22 protein-coding genes are annotated in these 15,319 nt (G+C 61.0%); 1 reads left to right on the plus strand and 21 read right to left on the minus strand.

What is annotated here, in order from left to right:
* Nucleotides 1-53: 53 nt before the first annotated feature.
* The 10 genes from ACLB1Z_RS12260 to ACLB1Z_RS12305 form a co-directional block, all read right to left on the minus strand.
* Nucleotides 54-491, minus strand: coding sequence for a DUF6950 family protein (locus tag ACLB1Z_RS12260; RefSeq protein WP_409560111.1), 438 nt, complete (start codon nucleotides 489-491; stop codon nucleotides 54-56).
* A gap of 83 nt (nucleotides 492-574) precedes the next feature.
* Nucleotides 575-1,435 (minus strand): DUF2163 domain-containing protein, encoded by an 861-nt coding sequence (locus ACLB1Z_RS12265; RefSeq protein ID WP_409560112.1) that lies wholly within the window; start codon nucleotides 1,433-1,435, stop codon nucleotides 575-577.
* On the minus strand, nucleotides 1,432-2,070 hold the full coding sequence (locus tag ACLB1Z_RS12270; protein ID WP_409560113.1) for a TIGR02217 family protein: 639 nt from the start codon (nucleotides 2,068-2,070) through the stop codon (nucleotides 1,432-1,434). The genes ACLB1Z_RS12265 and ACLB1Z_RS12270 overlap by 4 nt, the downstream gene beginning before the upstream one ends.
* Nucleotides 2,071-2,097: 27 nt before the next feature.
* Nucleotides 2,098-2,688 (minus strand): phage tail tape measure protein, encoded by a 591-nt coding sequence (locus tag ACLB1Z_RS12275; RefSeq protein WP_013947998.1) that lies wholly within the window; start codon nucleotides 2,686-2,688, stop codon nucleotides 2,098-2,100.
* Nucleotides 2,675-2,863 carry a phage tail assembly chaperone gene (locus ACLB1Z_RS12280; protein WP_409560114.1) on the minus strand — a complete coding sequence of 63 codons (189 nt, stop codon included), beginning with the start codon at nucleotides 2,861-2,863 and terminating at the stop codon, nucleotides 2,675-2,677. The genes ACLB1Z_RS12275 and ACLB1Z_RS12280 overlap by 14 nt, the downstream gene beginning before the upstream one ends.
* A complete protein-coding gene (locus ACLB1Z_RS12285) occupies nucleotides 2,863-3,240 on the minus strand; it encodes a gene transfer agent family protein (protein WP_409560115.1) in 378 nt (125 codons plus the stop codon). Before ACLB1Z_RS12285 ends, ACLB1Z_RS12280 begins: the two co-directional genes overlap by 1 nt.
* 91 nt (nucleotides 3,241-3,331) lie before the next feature.
* Nucleotides 3,332-3,748, minus strand: coding sequence for a phage major tail protein, TP901-1 family (locus tag ACLB1Z_RS12290; RefSeq protein WP_409560116.1), 417 nt, complete (start codon nucleotides 3,746-3,748; stop codon nucleotides 3,332-3,334).
* A 124-nt stretch (nucleotides 3,749-3,872) separates the two neighbouring features.
* Complete coding sequence (locus ACLB1Z_RS12295) at nucleotides 3,873-4,280, minus strand: DUF3168 domain-containing protein (RefSeq protein ID WP_409560117.1); 408 nt, start codon at nucleotides 4,278-4,280, stop codon at nucleotides 3,873-3,875.
* Between the two features lie 166 nt (nucleotides 4,281-4,446).
* On the minus strand, nucleotides 4,447-4,779 hold the full coding sequence (locus tag ACLB1Z_RS12300) for a phage head closure protein (RefSeq protein ID WP_409560118.1): 333 nt from the start codon (nucleotides 4,777-4,779) through the stop codon (nucleotides 4,447-4,449).
* Entirely contained in the window at nucleotides 4,776-5,351 is a 576-nt protein-coding gene (locus tag ACLB1Z_RS12305; RefSeq protein WP_409560119.1) for a head-tail connector protein, read from the minus strand. Before ACLB1Z_RS12305 ends, ACLB1Z_RS12300 begins: the two co-directional genes overlap by 4 nt.
* 204 nt (nucleotides 5,352-5,555) lie before the next feature.
* On the opposite strand from ACLB1Z_RS12305, the gene ACLB1Z_RS12310 reads away from it, so the two are divergent.
* The gene (locus tag ACLB1Z_RS12310; RefSeq protein ID WP_409560120.1) at nucleotides 5,556-5,678 is read left to right on the plus strand and encodes a hypothetical protein; all 123 of its coding nucleotides are present in this window, start codon (nucleotides 5,556-5,558) and stop codon (nucleotides 5,676-5,678) included.
* Nucleotides 5,679-5,834: 156 nt separating this feature from the next.
* On the opposite strand, the gene ACLB1Z_RS12315 is transcribed toward ACLB1Z_RS12310, so the two are convergent.
* From ACLB1Z_RS12315 to ACLB1Z_RS12365, 11 genes are all read right to left on the minus strand, one after another.
* On the minus strand, nucleotides 5,835-7,076 hold the full coding sequence (locus ACLB1Z_RS12315; RefSeq protein WP_409560121.1) for a phage major capsid protein: 1,242 nt from the start codon (nucleotides 7,074-7,076) through the stop codon (nucleotides 5,835-5,837).
* Nucleotides 7,077-7,280: 204 nt separating this feature from the next.
* A complete protein-coding gene (locus ACLB1Z_RS12320; RefSeq protein WP_409560122.1) occupies nucleotides 7,281-7,985 on the minus strand; it encodes an HK97 family phage prohead protease in 705 nt (234 codons plus the stop codon).
* 53 nt (nucleotides 7,986-8,038) lie between these two features.
* Nucleotides 8,039-8,284 (minus strand): hypothetical protein, encoded by a 246-nt coding sequence (locus ACLB1Z_RS12325; RefSeq protein ID WP_409560123.1) that lies wholly within the window; start codon nucleotides 8,282-8,284, stop codon nucleotides 8,039-8,041.
* An 87-nt stretch (nucleotides 8,285-8,371) separates the two neighbouring features.
* Nucleotides 8,372-8,695, minus strand: a complete 324-nt coding sequence (locus ACLB1Z_RS12330) for a hypothetical protein (RefSeq protein WP_409560124.1) — start codon at nucleotides 8,693-8,695, stop codon at nucleotides 8,372-8,374.
* 3 nt (nucleotides 8,696-8,698) lie between these two features.
* Complete coding sequence (locus ACLB1Z_RS12335) at nucleotides 8,699-9,133, minus strand: RNase A-like domain-containing protein (protein ID WP_409563272.1); 435 nt, start codon at nucleotides 9,131-9,133, stop codon at nucleotides 8,699-8,701.
* A complete protein-coding gene (locus tag ACLB1Z_RS12340) occupies nucleotides 9,058-9,306 on the minus strand; it encodes a hypothetical protein (RefSeq protein ID WP_409560125.1) in 249 nt (82 codons plus the stop codon). Before ACLB1Z_RS12340 ends, ACLB1Z_RS12335 begins: the two co-directional genes overlap by 76 nt.
* 366 nt (nucleotides 9,307-9,672) lie before the next feature.
* Nucleotides 9,673-11,709, minus strand: a complete 2,037-nt coding sequence (locus ACLB1Z_RS12345) for a phage portal protein (RefSeq protein WP_409560126.1) — start codon at nucleotides 11,707-11,709, stop codon at nucleotides 9,673-9,675.
* A gap of 166 nt (nucleotides 11,710-11,875) precedes the next feature.
* Nucleotides 11,876-13,423, minus strand: coding sequence for a DNA-packaging protein (locus tag ACLB1Z_RS12350; RefSeq protein ID WP_409560127.1), 1,548 nt, complete (start codon nucleotides 13,421-13,423; stop codon nucleotides 11,876-11,878).
* Nucleotides 13,341-13,913, minus strand: a complete 573-nt coding sequence (locus ACLB1Z_RS12355; RefSeq protein WP_409560128.1) for a hypothetical protein — start codon at nucleotides 13,911-13,913, stop codon at nucleotides 13,341-13,343. Before ACLB1Z_RS12355 ends, ACLB1Z_RS12350 begins: the two co-directional genes overlap by 83 nt.
* Before the next feature lie 254 nt (nucleotides 13,914-14,167).
* Nucleotides 14,168-14,599, minus strand: coding sequence for a SufE family protein (locus ACLB1Z_RS12360; RefSeq protein WP_409560129.1), 432 nt, complete (start codon nucleotides 14,597-14,599; stop codon nucleotides 14,168-14,170).
* A 119-nt stretch (nucleotides 14,600-14,718) separates the two neighbouring features.
* Nucleotides 14,719-15,111: a DUF5330 domain-containing protein gene (locus tag ACLB1Z_RS12365; RefSeq protein WP_409560130.1), complete on the minus strand. Its 393-nt coding sequence runs from the start codon at nucleotides 15,109-15,111 to the stop codon at nucleotides 14,719-14,721.
* Nucleotides 15,112-15,319 lie beyond the last annotated feature (208 nt).

A 15,319-nucleotide genomic window follows, 5' to 3' on the forward strand; every position in this document is an offset into this window, starting at 1 on the left:
GATTAGCCTTTCAAATCGTGCTGATGTCGTTCGAGCATGATGCAAGCATTCACTCAAACTACGCCGGGAAATTGAAACATTCCGGCGATGCGCCGTCGCCACCACGGGGTCAGCGTGATCTCAATGGCAGCTGCGCCCTCCATGGCGTGAACCATCGTCCAGGCGCTTGTCAGGATGCCGGCATGCTTCGCGACGCAACCTTCACGCAAACGAAAAACGACGACGTCACCGCCACGGGCTTCTGCAATCGGCACGCGCTTAAGATGGCGCTCGGCCGCTTCGAGCATTGCTTCGCAGCCGCTCGTCTCCGCCCAGTCGCGACTGTAAACCGGCGGCGCTTCGGCATCATTGCCGTATAGATCGCGCCAAACACCGCGCACCAACCCAAGGCAATCGGCGCCGATACCGCAGACGCTGGCTTGATGATGATACGGCGTGCCGATCCAGCGACGCGCCGTCACGACGATACCGTCTCTGGTCAGTACATTCATGGAATCATTTCCGGCACGTAAGGGGTGACGCATGAAATTCGCCGTCCTTCGGCTGCGACTAGCTGTGGACGCAAAGGTGTCTTTCAGCTCGCGCCGCCAATCTGCGTGAGAAACTTGTTGCCTGGGATCGAGGGAAAACCGCGGAAGTTGATCGTGTTCGCAAAGCGCGATTTGCAGGTGTCGAAGCGCTTGTCGCAGCCGGCAGTGATGAAGAACGCATCCCCACTCGCAGGCGGCCCTTCGGCTTCAGCCCAAAGCTCGATCTCGACAGAAGCCGCGAACTTCGTGTGTGCCTTGACTTCGATCTTCAGACCTGACGATACGCCGGACGTGAACGTCAAAAGCCCGCGCGAGAAAAAGCGCGTCGCAAAGCCGTCCAATCCTGACACCGTGAAGCGGCGCGCCGATTTAACCGCGAGGATCGTGCCAGCACCTCGAAAGGCCGGGGACGTCAGATCGACCGTACAGCGCGCATCGCCGAGATCGGCATCGCAGGTTTGCTGAATAAGCCTTCCCGTCGGCTGCTGCAGATAATGCGCGAGGCCGCGCAGCTCGGCGGTGAATGTCGAACCCGTTCGCCGCACCTCCCCGATGCTGCCGGAGCGCATCAGCGCGCGCTGTTCGGGATCGGCCCAATTGACGCGATAAATCGCGATGCGGGCATCGTCGTAACGTCCGGCTGCGAGGTCGGCGTCAGTCAGCGTCGCAGACGACAGTGCGCCTGTGACTTCCAGGTTATCGACCGACAATCCGAGGCCGTCGGTGATGTCACTTGCCGTGAATCCACTCGCGGCTTCGTAGGTCGTGCTGTCGAATGCGATTGGGTTATCGTGATCGGTGAAGCCAAGCACGGTGCCGTCGCGGCGCGCGATACGCCAGCACCAGCATAGCGTCGTCGCGCCGGACGCGAGATGCGCGGCGAATTCCGGCGACAGCGATTTCACAGCCGCACCTCCACGATCGGAATGTTCGGAATAGCGCCGGACGTAAAGCCGGAGAGATTGATTTCTAGTTTGTCGGTATCGAAACGCACCGGCACGTCGAATTCAAAACCTGCCGTCACGCTTTCTCCTGCCGCCGGAACGTGGCCTGCGAGAAATGTCACGACACCTGTCGCGGAATCGACGGCGTAATCGGTTCCATCCGTCTTCTGCACACCGGATACGGCGACCGTCACGGCTCCCGCGACGGGCTTTTTTATGTCTGGCGTCCAGGGCGCGAAGGCATTGCCGTAGACTTTCGTCAACTGGAACGCGGCCTGAGTGCCGTCTCCCGTGCCGATGATCTGATCGAACGGGGATGGCGCAGCATTCGGCGCGCAGGATTTCCAATCCATCGGATCGCGCCAGCGGAAGCCGTGCAGACGTCCGCGCCGCTCCTCAAAGAACGCGATGATCTGGTGCAAGTCGTCGAGCGATTTTACGCCGTATCCCGCATTATAACTGCGGCGGCTATCGGCCCAGCGACTGTTGCGTTCTTCATAGCCGGAGCCAAGCACGACAACGTCAGTGCGCCGTTCCGGCCCGCCCTGCGCGTTGCGCGAGATCGCCGTTGGAAATCGGACGTCGTGAAAGGACATGGCGAACCATCGATTACGAAGTGAATGTTAGAGATTCCGCTGCCCGGCAGCCGCGGCGCGGGCGATCATCGCGGCGATCTGCGATTGCGAGCGATTGAAGCTTTGGGCGTCTGGCGTGGTGATATTGATCGTCACGTTCTGGCCGCCACCGCCCGCCATCGCGACGCCGAGACGGCCATCAGAGCCACGCGTCAGAGGCATGATGGCCTCGGGCCCTCTTTCGCCCGCGAGCCCCGTCGCGCCGCCCGCGAGAGGAAACGAGATCGGACTTGCGATCACGCCACCGCTCGCGAACGGCACCGGTGTGCCCTGCTGGATCACGCCGCCTTTGGCGAACGGCAATACGCCGGAGATCGCGCTTTGAAACACCGACGCTAACCCGGTCGTCAACGGTTGCAAGGCAGATTTCAACGCCAGGTTCGAGACGTTGAGCGCAAGCGACTTAAAAACGTCGCCGACATTCTTGCCTTTGACCGCGATGTCGTCGAAAGCCGAAACCAGCGTCGTCGAAAACTGTCGCCCGAGGCGCGTCGTCGACGTCAGTGCCGTTTGCAGATCGCTAGTATCGGCCGTGATTTTCACGCTCCACGTTTCGAGCGGTTCGTCAGTCGTTGCCATGTTGCGCCCCTTCATCCGGAAAGCGTTGCATGAGATCGTGAAGATGGCGGCGCGACGGCGCATCGGAGTCGGCCGGACTTCCGAACCGCCCGCGAAGCGCCGCTTGCAACTCCAGCGGCGTCAGTTTCCAGAACGCGCGCGGATCTAGCCCGAGTGCGCCAAGGCCAAGCTCCATCACCTTGTCCCAACGAAAGGGACGCGTGCTGCGCTGCCGCCCTCGCCCCTTGTGTCTTTGGTGTTCTCGTCGCCGCCGAACGTCGCGCGCAGCAATCGGGCAACAATATCGACATAGCCCGCAGCACCACCTGCGACTTGCATGGCGTTGACGTCGTCTTCGCTGATCGCACATCCGGCCCAGCGAAGCCCCGCGGTGATGATCTTGGTGCAGTCGCGCGCAGAGAGGCGCCCCTTCTCGAAGCGCGCCGCGAGCGCCAGCATGTCCTCATCGCCGAATGCGCTTTCCAGTTCGGCAAGCGCACCAAGCGTCAGCACCAGCCGATACGGCTGGCCGTCTAACATCGCTTCGATTTCGCCTCGGTGTTTGTTGATCATGATGGACTCTTTTGTTGGCGTGTTGCGACCTCGCTTCGCGGAGCCGACCGCAACGCGCGGGCTTTGAGCTTCGTTCATCGTGGATTTTCGATTATGCTGACGCCGTGAAGCTCAATTCGCCTGCGCTTTCGAGCGTGAGATCGAATGTCAACTCGGCATCATGGCGGCCGGAAAATTCGAGCGAGGTGATCTGGAATGCACCCGCTATAGTGCCGAAGTCGGGAACGATCACCTGCCAGTCGCGCACCGTGCCGTTGAAGGCGTAGTCGCGGATCGTGGCGTCCGATGCCGCATCCTTGAACACGCCGGAACCGGTGATGCGCGCCGACTTCACGCCCGCGCCGCTCAGAAGCTCGCGCCATTGACCGGCGCTTTCGGTGTTGGTGATCTCGACCGTCTCGGCGCTGATCGAAAGCGCTCGTGCGCGAAGACCCGCGACCGTTGTGAAAACGCCCGCGCCGGTCGTATCGACCTTCAAGAGAAGGTCCTTGCCTTTTTGTGCTGTCATAGGAGGGGGACTCTTTGGTTGGCGCCCGGCGACTCCGCTTCGCGGAGCCGGCCGCCGGGCACGGGGCTTGACGGGTTCTCGAACGGCAGCGCTGCGCTTATCCGTTCGAGAATGACGAGGAAGATCATTCCACTTCCGTTACAGCGCGAAAGCGCGCGATGCCGTGGAAGGTTTCGCCGTCGCGGTCGCGGCGGACTTCGGAATAATCATGACGCAGATTGATCAAGCGATGTCCCGCTAGCGAGAGCGCTTGATCGTGAAGTGCGTCACGCGCCGCGGCGATCAGAGCTTGCGCTTCCTTTCGCCCGTAGCCGCGCGACCAGATATGCAGCGTCACCGTGTGCTCGTAGCCTTCGTCCGTTCCGGTCGACCAATCGCGCTCTGTCGATTGGCCGAACGTCATAAAAGGAAACTCCGCACGCGTCGGAACGTCGTCATAGACGCGCGGCCCACCAAGAGCTGCGGTAGTCGCAGCGTCCGTCGTCAACTTCGCGAAGATGGCCTGCTGGAGCGCAAGGGCGGCGCTTGACATCACTTGCCTCCTTGAGCTGATGAGGTTGGCGACCGCTCTCCTGCCTGAGGCGCGCGTCGCGGCCGTTGCGTGTGCTCAGTCTCGCGTTCGGCCAACGCTTGACGAATGCGTGCGTCGGCGCGCACTTCGGCCGTTTGGCCGATGCCGACGATGCTTGATTGAATTTTCATAGGTCGCGTTCCGAGCAAGGGCACTTCAGCCACGCGTTTCGGTCTTCGACGTCAATCGCGCCGAGAATATCGAAGATTCGCGCACCGCAGCGGAAGCGCATGGCGGGCGTCACGTCGCTGCGATGACGGATCCAGATGTCATGCGACGCCGTTCCCGCCACGCGATCGAGCGTGAAACTTTCATCCGCAGTGCGCGACCAGATCGCGGCCCAGACTTCAGCGACGGTGTTCCACTCGGTCGTTGAACCGCCTGCGCCGTCGCTGGTTCGTACCGCGCTTTCGATGATGACGCGATGGCGCAGATCGCCAACTCTCACAGGTGCTTTCATAGCCTGATTGTCCGGAACGGATTGATGAGACTTGAGACGGCATCGGGAATGCGGGCGCCGTTCGTGCCAATCTCGCTCGGATCGCGGTGCTCGTACCAATGGGCCGCAAGCATGAGGATGGCGTGCTTCAGCGGAGCCGGAACGCTTTCGCCGTCGGCTCCAAAACCTGCGCTGAGATCGATCTCGATCCCGCCCGCAGGAACTTGCGGCGCAGGCGGCACGACATTGTTCCATACGAGGCGCGCCGGACGCGCAGCGAGATCGACAAGATAACTTTCCGCAGAGACAATGTTCGCCGCGGCGCTTGCGTCTTTCACGCGAACTTCATCTACGGCACGCAGCGGCGCCAGCGGCAACTCCAAACTTCGGCCGCGTGGCCAACGATCGAGACGCAACGTCCACGACTGCGTGATAAGCGCCAAAGATAGCGCGGTTTCGATGTGCATCCGCGATGTCAGCAGCAGGCTCGCGAGCAGGATGTCTTCGTCGCTCTCGTCGATGCGCAGATGCGCTTTGATGTCGGCCACGGTCACCGGCTCCGCGGCTGGCGGGCTCGTCATCACGAGTGACATGAAGATGTTCCTTATTTGATTGCGCTCTGCGACTCGCGATCCGGCCGCCGAGCGCATGGATGCTTTGCCGTTCTTTTCCAACAAGGCCGTGCCTTACAGCCGGCTCCGCGTAGCGGCGTCGTAAGGCACAATTGAAAATGCGGAACCGCGACCAGGGGGAAGTCGCGGCTCCGCACGCATCCCGCACGGGCGGGAGGGGAACCCGTGCGGGAAGAAGTTTTCCCTTCGTCACGTCGAATGTCGAAGCTGTCGTTCCGCTTCAAACGTTCCGTCATGCCGACGAAGGTCGGCACTCAGACACGCTTCGGCAATCGTTATGATCGCTGACTTGCATGGATCCCGGCCTTCGCCGGGATGACGGTGTTGTTGGTCGAACCGTAATAATTTCGACCGATCACCATCGTCCTGTGCGTTACGAGGACTACGCGCCATCGGATGCGCTTGGCGGCCAGCGCGCAGAACGCTGTCGCCAAGCGCTTTCAATCAAGCGCTGAACTTCAGCAGCTTGATCGCGTCGAAGTCTTGCACGCCGCCGCCGACGCGCTTCGTCGTGTAGAACAGCACGTAGGGTTTGGCGCTGTAGGGGTCGCGCAGCACGCGGATGCCGGCGCGATCGACGATGAGATAGCCGCGCGAGAAATCACCGAACGCAATCGCCGTCGCGTCAGCGGCAATGTCCGGCATGTCCTCGCTCTCGGCGACGGGATAGCCTAGCAACGACGGCCATTCGCCCGGTGCATTCGCAGGCTGCCAGAGATAGTTGCCCTGGCCGTCCTTCAGCTTGCGAACGGCAGAAACCGTCGCGCGGCTCATCATGAAGGTGCCGTTGGCGCGATAAGGTGCCTTTGCCGCGTAAACAAGATCGAGGATCTTGTCGCCGGGATTGCTCGCCGGGAATGCACCCGCAGCGCCACTGGCGACGAAGCCGATCTTGCCCCAAGCCCACGATGCATTCGCGACCGTGTCGTAGGCTAGAAAGCCTTTCGGTTTGTTGGTACCGTCGCCTGAGACGAAGGCTGAACCTTCCTGCTCGGCAAACGCGATGCGGACTTCTTCCGCCAACCACTCGTCGATGTTGGCAATGCTGTCATCAAGCAACGTCTGCGATGCAGCTGGCATCGCGTAAAGCTCCATCGTCGGGAACTGCAGGTTGGCGAGCGTCGGCGTTGTCGTCTGGGTGCGCGATGCCGTTTCAGCCGACCAGCCTGTGCCGACGCCGGTGGTCGCGAACGGTCGGTTATAGACGGAGCCCGACACCTGGCGGATGCCCGAGATAGCACGCATCGGCGAGATGGCTTTGAGCGCGCTGTTGACGGCTGCTTCCGTTTCAGCAGGCACGAGGTATCCGCCGTCGGCGCCCGAACCGGCAGACAGCGCTTTCTCTTCGATGCGCGCGAGACGCGAAGCATCACCGCGACGGACGTAACCGTCGAAGGCTGCCTTGTGCGCAAGCTGCGACGTGGACGGCATATTTCCGCCCGCGAGATGCGGACGCGCAGCTTTCAGCGCGAGGTTGTCAGAGACGCGCTTCGCAGAGTCGAGCGTCTCTTCAATGCGCGCGAGTTTCTCTGCGATGAGCGTATCGGATGTGCCGCGCTGCTCAATGTCAGCAAGGCGCTGGTCGTTCGTTTCCTTGAAGGCTTCGAAGGCTTCGAGAAATTCTTCGAAGGCGCGCGCGGTTTCCCCGCCCGCCCCCTTCGTTTCGAGGGTGGTCGTGTCGGTCATGTCGTTTTCCTATCAAGTAGAAGGTCGAAGTTTATGCCGTCGTTCGCATCCAACTCCGTCACCCCGGCGAAGGCCGGGGCCCAGACAAACGTCAACACATGCGTTGCGCGATCATTCGCGACGGAAGGTTCGCCGGGATCGTTTTTCGCAGGGGCCGCGCTCTGACTGGATCCCGGCCTGCGCCGGGATGACGGAAATTAGGAGTTACGCATGGAGCATCAGCCGCGCGGCGTCGCGGAAGCGAGAGGCGAGCACGGCATCGTCGTCGAAGGTCCGGCTCGCATCCCGCAAAGCCTTGAGACCAGGAAACCCTGAGCGAAGAACCGCGCGGGCTTCCGTTCGCGTCAGCCCAGCATCGCGCGTGAGCCAGCGCTCGAATTCTCGCATCGTCGGCGCGGTCACCGCGAACGGCCGCGTCTTCACGCTTTCGACGCGCGCGCCGGGCAGCATCGGAAAGGTGACGACGGAAATTTCCCAGAGATCGACTTTCTCCAAGCGACGCACGCCGGTTGACGCATCGCGTCGCGCCTTTACCGCCTTGAAGCCGATCGATAGCCCGTCGAGCGCGCCGGCGCGCATCAGCGCCAGTACTTCGCGCGCTTTCGCGACAGCCGTCGTCAGGCGGCCGCGGACGTAAAGCCCGCGCGCATCTTCGCGGATCTCATCCCAGACACCGATCGGCTCGGCGGGATCATGCTGAAACAGCATCTTGATGCGCGCGGCGCCGCGATTGAGAAGACTTTCGCGAAAAGCCCCCGGCGCAATGACGTCGTGGCCCAAGTCCTCGCGATTGAAGAGGCTGGCGTAGCCTTCGAACACACCGTCGTCGAGCGACTTCGCCTCGAAAGGCAACGCGCGGCTGCGCTTCGCCAGCGAAGCGGGCAGCAGGAAGGGTTCGGTCGAATGCATGAGCACACCGTTCGTTGCGATTGCGGATAGGAGAATTTCGCCGGATCGACGGTTTATTTTTTTGCCGCTTTGGCGTCGAGCTGCTTCATGAATTTGCTGAGCGATTCAAGCCGCTCGTCGGTCACGACATAAAAACGAATGTCCGGCCGCGGGCGACCGGCTGCGGAAGCAGGAACGCGCCATTTCTGGATGAAGCCTTCGACCGCCGCTATGCGATCTTTGGCTGTCACCTCCAACGCAAAACGGACGCCGCTCGTCTCGTTGTAGAGCTGAAATATGGCCCGGTCTCTGTCTGACAACGAACTATTCTCCCGCTGTCGCGCGTTTTTCGTCGGTGGTGAGGAAGCTCGCGGCTTCGAGGCGTTTCCAGAGCGCGTCGCGTTAGATTAGGACTCTCGATAAGGTGGCCGTGAGAGGCTGGCGTCCAGCGAGCGTAGAAATCTTTCGACTTGTTCACCATCATAGAAATAAATATCCGCTGGAGTTTTCCGCCAAAATTCTATCAGTTGCTCCGAGGTCAGCCCCTTACTCAATAAATCGCTGACGAAAGCGCGTATCGCGTGCGCTTCATTTTTATCAATCCCTATCGTCGCGGTTTGAACGAGTAGATTAGTCGCGTCAGCAGGGTTCATCGCTCTGACCTTGCCTGCAAGATCTTGCCCCAGATTCCGGCAAGCCTTACGAAATTCTATCGGCATATCGATTTGCACGTGTCAGTCCTCATTCATTGGCCACGCTGAATCGACGTAGTAGCCGCGCGGTACCCTACCGGTCCTTATGAGTCTCACCGTTACTCCAGATGTGGTTCTCATTATTGGCGGCGTCCTATCGTCAGGAGCATAGGCCTCAATTCCAGTTGGCGAGGAAAAGGTTTTAAAGATACGCAACTCCGGGAGCAGAAACCGATATTTTCCCTCGCGAAACATATCTATTTTTGCCGCATTTTCTGGGTCGGCCATGGTCGAGTTAACAAGCTTATTAGCGGCTTCCAGGGATGAAAACGAGCCCGCTCGCTTTTCACCGACTCCAAAAATGTAAGGAACACTGGGGCGGCTGCCCGTAATTCTTGCTTTTAAATATCCTTCTGGCTTTCCGACATGTTCCGCGTAAGTGTGGCCGCCGACCGCATCCTCTTGAAGTATGTCGATTGGATATCCTGATCTTCCACCATCGGCTTGCGCGAGGCGAACGCGGCCGTCGGAGGTGCCGCTGATGCTGCCACCATCATCCGTCCATTGGCCGCCGCCCGTTTGGCCTGCGGGGACACGTGGTTGATCATCGCGATATTTGAGCGAAGGCGAACTATCAGAACTCGCATCATACCCCGCCGCCGCTCGCTTTTCGTCGGTGGTGAGGAAGCTTGCGGCTTCGAGACGTTTCCAGAGCGCGTCGCGTTCGGGGGCGAGCGCTTCAAAAAATTCCGCGCACTTTACCCTAGGCTACGCTCTCTCCTGCTCTTTCGGAAATCCAGGTACGCATCGTACTGCTGCTCGTCCAAGACATATGTGTCCTGCGTAGGATCGGGCACGGGTCTCTCATAATCATGATACTCTCGTGCCGTTAGCTTATCTAGAAAGTCTCGGTCTTCGAGATATTCTTCTTTGCCGCGGCATGGAAAACCTCCAACCAGACCTTTGCAATAAATGTTCATAACGAGTTCGGGTAAGTCGACCACGATAAAAATTCCCTATTTCACGGGATATGCAGATTGCACACGAAATCCCTTAGTCGCGCGTTTATCACGCAATATGATGACCTGCACGCCGTAGGTATCCCGCATGTATGGCTGAGCATTGTATCTAGGAAGATACGCTTCGTAACCCGTGGGCTGCGAGAACCAGCTCGACAGAACACCGATTGGAAGCTTACCGGCCACGACTTGTTCCAACGTCTCGGGGTTATTGGAGACCACGGAATTCACAAGCTTGGTTGCAGCTTGCATTGAAGTAAAAGAACCCACTGCAAATCCGCGAAAGTCGTTACCGCTATCGATAGCCTTTTCCGCTTCATTTTGAACTCTCTCAACTAGATACTTCGGATTAGCTCCGACGTGTTCAACGATCGCATGTCCGCCGAGCCTCTCCTCTTCACGCAAATCAATCGGATATCCTGAAGAGGGATCATTTTGTGCAAGCAGTACGGTGCCTTGACCGCCGCCGCCCCCATCTGTCCATTGGCCGCCGCCCGTTTGGCCTGCAGGGACGCGCGGTTGGTCGTCTCTATATTTGGCGCTCGGCGACTCTCCTTCGTCGAGCCGGCCGCCGAGCGCGTACCCCGCCGCCGCGCGTTTCTCGTCGATCGTCAGGAAGCTCGCTGCTTCGAGGCGTTTCCAGAGCGCGTCGCGTTCGGGCGCGAGGGCTTCGATCTGATCTAAATCGGGGCGAAGCTCTAGCAACAAGCCCGTGCCGCGCGGCCGGCCGTAGTTTTCATTTGCGCCGAGCGACTCCGCTCCGCGGAGCCAGCCGCTCGGTGCGCTCGATGTTTCAAACGCCGGTGCCAGCCAGCTCGCAAGCGCTCTTGCCGTGCGGTTCACAAGGGGCAGAACGGTTTGCCGCCAGAAGGCACGCTGGGCTTCCTGATAATTGGAGTACGTGTTGTCGCCCGGAATCCCGAGCAGCATCGGCGGCACGCCGATCGCGAGCGCGATCTCACGCGCGGCGGCGTTCTTCGCCTCGATGAAGTCCATGTCCTTCGGCGACAGCGAGAGCGGCTTCCAGTCGAGGCCGCCTTCCAAGAGCAGCGGACGTCCGGCGGCGCGCGCGCCTTGAAAGTTCGTCTCGAGCTCGCCTTTGAGGCGCGTGAACTGCTCGTCCGTCATCTGGCCGTTCGACGCCGCATAGACGAGCGCGCCGGATGGCCGGGCGGAATTGTCCAGCAGCGCCTTGTTCCAGCTCGATGCCGTGTTGTGAATGTCGATCGCGGTGGCGGCGGCCTCGATGGGGCTCATGCCGTAGTGATCGTTGATCGGGTGGAAGAGCTTCAGGTGCAGAATCGGGCGCACGCCTTCGACGGCGTCGTCGATGAAACGGACGGATTGTCCGCAGACGGTGTATTCGTAGCCTTCGGGCCAGCCATCGAGGCCGGGGATCACCTTCATGCGGTCGGGGCGCAGGATGTGCAGCTCGCGCAGTTCACCGTCGAGCGCGACGGCTTCGGCGTAGACGTTGCCTGACACGAGCAGGAAGCCGTACCACGCTTCGAGGAAATCGGTCACGGTGTGATCGAGGCTCGGCCGCCGGAGCAGCCCGATCAGCGGATGATCCTCAATCTCGGTCGTGCCCTCGTAGAGGAGCAACGGGATCGAGGCGGCGGCCTCCGCTATCATGCGCACGCAGCGATAGACGATGGCATTCTGCATGAAGCCTTCGCGGGCGAAGGCGGCGTAGTCGCGCGGCGCCCACACGGGCTCGCCGAGGGTGTGATAGGCGATGAGGGGACCCACGGAGGAACCCTTGTTGTTCGTGTCTGGAGCTGAGCTTTTGATGGTGCCCGGCGACTCGCGTTCCGCGAGCCGGCCGCCGGGCACGGACTTGTTGAAATAGTCTTCGAACTGACCGGGCGCCTTCACTTCGCGGAGCCGGCCGGAAGGCGCGGATTGGTTGAGCGACGCACGTCCAACATCAATCTCGCTCGGCGGCCGGCTCGACGAAGGAGAGTCGCCGAGCGCAATCGAAGAGCTTGCGCGCGACGAGAACATTCTCGCGAACGTGTCGATCAGCGACATGAACTGTCCTTTGAAATTTAAGGAAAGCGTTTGTCCCACTTCGACCGTCATCCCGGCGGAGGCCGGGATCCAGCCATCCCGCGATACAGCAGATGTGGATCGTTGACTGGGTGCCGACCCCGGCCTTCGCCGGGGCAGGCTCTTCGTCGGCATGACGGTGGTGGTGCTAAAGCATCCGCACTGAGGGCTTCATCGTGTCGCTCAACAGCAAATCGGTAATCGCCCAGACGAGCGCGTCGGCGCGGTCTGGGCTGCGGCCGCGCATCGTGCCGTCGGCGCCGAAGGAACACATCTGATCTTCGAGCGCATCGAAGCGTCCGACGTGTGCCACTCGGCCTTCCGCGTAGAGCGCCGCGACCGGCTCGGCGCGAACCCATTTTCCCCGCGTGGCGCGAACCTTCACGACGGGGAAATTCTCTCGAAACCGCTGCAAGACCGAGATGACGAGATCGCCGCCTTGGTTCACTTCGGCGACCATGCGGTCAGCTTCATAATCGTCGAACGCGCCCAGCGCCGCGTGCGCCCAGACTTCCGGCGTGCGGCCTTGGATCGTGCGATCGGCGAGAACGTAGGCGCGCTTATCGACGCCCAATCCCGCGACGACAATTCCGCAGGCGTCCGATGACGCCGTCGCCGTGACCGGCGGATCGAGCGCGACAACGATGCGCTGCATTTCGGGCGCCGCTTCGACGCGCGCCTCCTCGATCCAATGCCGCCGCCAGAGACCATCGCTTGCGTCCTCGACGATCTCGCCCAGCAACTCTTGCCGACCGATGGCCGAGCCCGCATAGCGCCGCGTCATCTCCGCGAGGAACGACGGTGCGAGGTTCGTCGCATTGTCGGCGGTTGCCAGATTGACGGTCACGGTCGCCTCGTCGGCAATGATCTGTTTCAGTAGCTTGGTATTGCGAGGCGTCGTCGTCACGCAGACGCGCGGAGCGTCGCCGAGACGGAGTGCGAATTGCAGCATGTCCCAGGCCCTTTCCGCGCCGCGCCACTTCGCAAGCTCATCGCACCACGCGGCCGTGAACTGCGGACCGCGCAGCGCTTCGGCTTCGTCGGCCGAGAACAATTCGGCGATTGCGCCCGACGGCCATGTCAGACGCCGCTTCGACGGTTCGAACTCCGGCCGCTCATGCGCGGGGTGGATCGCGAGCAGACCGGACTGGCCTTCGATCATCACGTTGCGGACGTCGGCCAAGGTTTTTCCAACCAGCGCTATTCTTATTTGTTGTGCTCGGCGACTCGCGTTCCGCGAGCCGGCCGCCGAGCACGGGCTTGTGGGATCGTTCTTCGAACTCGCGTTCCGAGAGGCCGCGGACGCAACTGCTTCGCCACCGCAAGCAAGACTCCTCACCCACTCGGCGCCAGCGCGGGTCTTGCCCGAGCCGCGGCCGCCGAGGAGCAGCCACACGCGCCAGGCTTTATTGATTACACCCGGCGACTCCCCTGCGGGGAGCCGGCCGCCGGGTGTGCTCGATGTTGCGCGAGGCTCGTCCAACAAGTCCGCGCCCTGCGGCCGGCTCTGCGGAGCAGAGTCGCAGGGCGCCATCAAAGAGGGCGCAAGCTGATCGTCTCGCGCCCAGATTTCCCAGTCGTGGGCGATGAATTCCAATTCGGCGCGGGTCAGCTCATTCAGATCGTCGGCTAGGCGCCCGCTTGCGATTGAGGCGCTCAAGACGTTCCGCAATTTCGCGGCGTAGGTCTTCCGCATGCGCGAGCGCCTCCTTGGTCCTTGCTCCGCCTGCTCCCGTCGTTTTCCGTTTCGTCATCTCGCGTTGCATCTCAACGGCTTTCTCCAATGCGTTGACCATCTGCGACAGAGCCCGCGATGCGCGCTCGCGATCCTGGGACGTCAGCCCCTTCTGCTTTTCGAGTTTCGTCAACTCGCCGTCGATCGTGTTGTAGACGCGCTGAACGAGGGATTTCTTAGTAGGCGCCTTGCGACTCCCCTGCGGGGAGCCGGCCGCAAGGCGCGGGGCTGTGTCATCTTCCGTCGGAGTGGCGGGACGTTCGGTCGTCTTTTTGGGTTTCGAGATCTTCAGCGGTTTCGTTTCCGCGGCATCGGCAACGGCCGCCTTCTTCATCGCGACGTCGCTCGAAACCGTCCGCCGAGCAGCTGGAATTTTTTGCGCCGAGCGGCTCTCCGCGATCGAGCGGAATGCTCGACGCGCGGAGGTCGCAGCGCGCGGGCTTGCTGCCATGCGCCGGAGACCTTTTCGAATTTTCAGGGAACCGCGATGTGCACGTGGCAGGGCCGAAGCCTGCTCTCACACTTTCCGCGTTATACAGAAATGATGCCTGAGAAGCGTCGCGCTGTCAATCGACAAAATCATATAAGACGTTGAAAACAAATACTAATATTCATAAATCGAAATCAACCAGACAGTATAATCCGCACGGGTAGAGCGGGGATAAGTTTGGCGAAATTTTTATAAGGCGTTAGACGCAACGAATTTTAAGCCGCGAGCATTTCGGCAGCGTCGGCGCGGATGCGCTTCACCATCGAAGCGAGGCCGTTGGAGCGTTGCGGCGTCAAATGTTCTTTGAGGCCCAAGCTCGCGAAAATGCCTTCGGCGTCGGTCTTCAGAATTTCATCGAGCGTCTTGCCACCGTAGATGATGAACAGCAGCGCGACGAGCCCCTGCACGATGTGGGCGTCGCTCATGCCTTGCATTTCGAGCTTATCGCCAGCGCTTGGCTTTCCCGCGTCACCGATCCGCCGCGTCGCCAGCCAGACCTGACTAGCGCAGCCGCGCACCTTGTTCGCCTCGGTCCGAAGCTCCTCCGGGAATGGCGGCAGCGCCCTGCCAAGCTCGATGACATAGCGATAACGGTCCTCCCAATCGTCGAGGAGCGCGAAATCGGCGCGGATGTCGTCAAGCGTCATGGAGAAATCCCGGCTTCGATCCCGACCACGTCGGACCATTTCCTACACATAGGGGGCCGGACAGGGAAAGGGCAAGGGCGACAGCCGGAGTGCAGGCGGCGCGGTGCGCCGCTTAGCCGTCAAATACCGTTGCGGTTCGCGGATTTGCCGCGCCAGTCGGGCTGTTTGTCGAGCGGCGTCAGAGTGCCGCTGTCGCGTTCCAGGACGGCCGGAGCGAGGCGGCCACCGGTCTTGGTATCGTCGAGCTTCAAGCTCGCCGTGTTCATGCCGTCGCCGGCGTAATGCTCTTTCGCCATCTCATAGGCGAGCTGAGCGCCGAACTGCGCCTTGGCAACGAACTGGGTCCACAGCTCGGCGCTCTTGGTGCATACGGTGGCGTTGCGGTCGCAGAAGGTGACGACCCATTCAGCTGTCGCTCCGGCGCGCTCATACAGATGTTGCTGCTGTTCCTTGTCGGAAGGAAGCAGCGCGATGCCGATTGCGGCGACAGTGGCTAGACGTAACAAACCCATAACACAAACCTTCGCGTCTGACGGCCAGGACACGCCCGGCACGGGAAGCGGATTGGACGAGGGCTTTTCCCCTCACCCTCATCGATACCAGCTCCGCATCAAGGTTAAGCTAGCCTGCGCCGCACAATTTGAACCGCATTTGCTTCGAATGCGGGCGGCGGTTTTAACGAGTCTGAAACCGCTTTAAGCGACAGTTAAGGAGGTCTTA

Source organism: Hyphomicrobium sp. MC8b (assembly GCF_905067615.1).
In the GTDB taxonomy this organism is placed as follows: Bacteria; Pseudomonadota; Alphaproteobacteria; order Rhizobiales; family Hyphomicrobiaceae; genus Hyphomicrobium_B.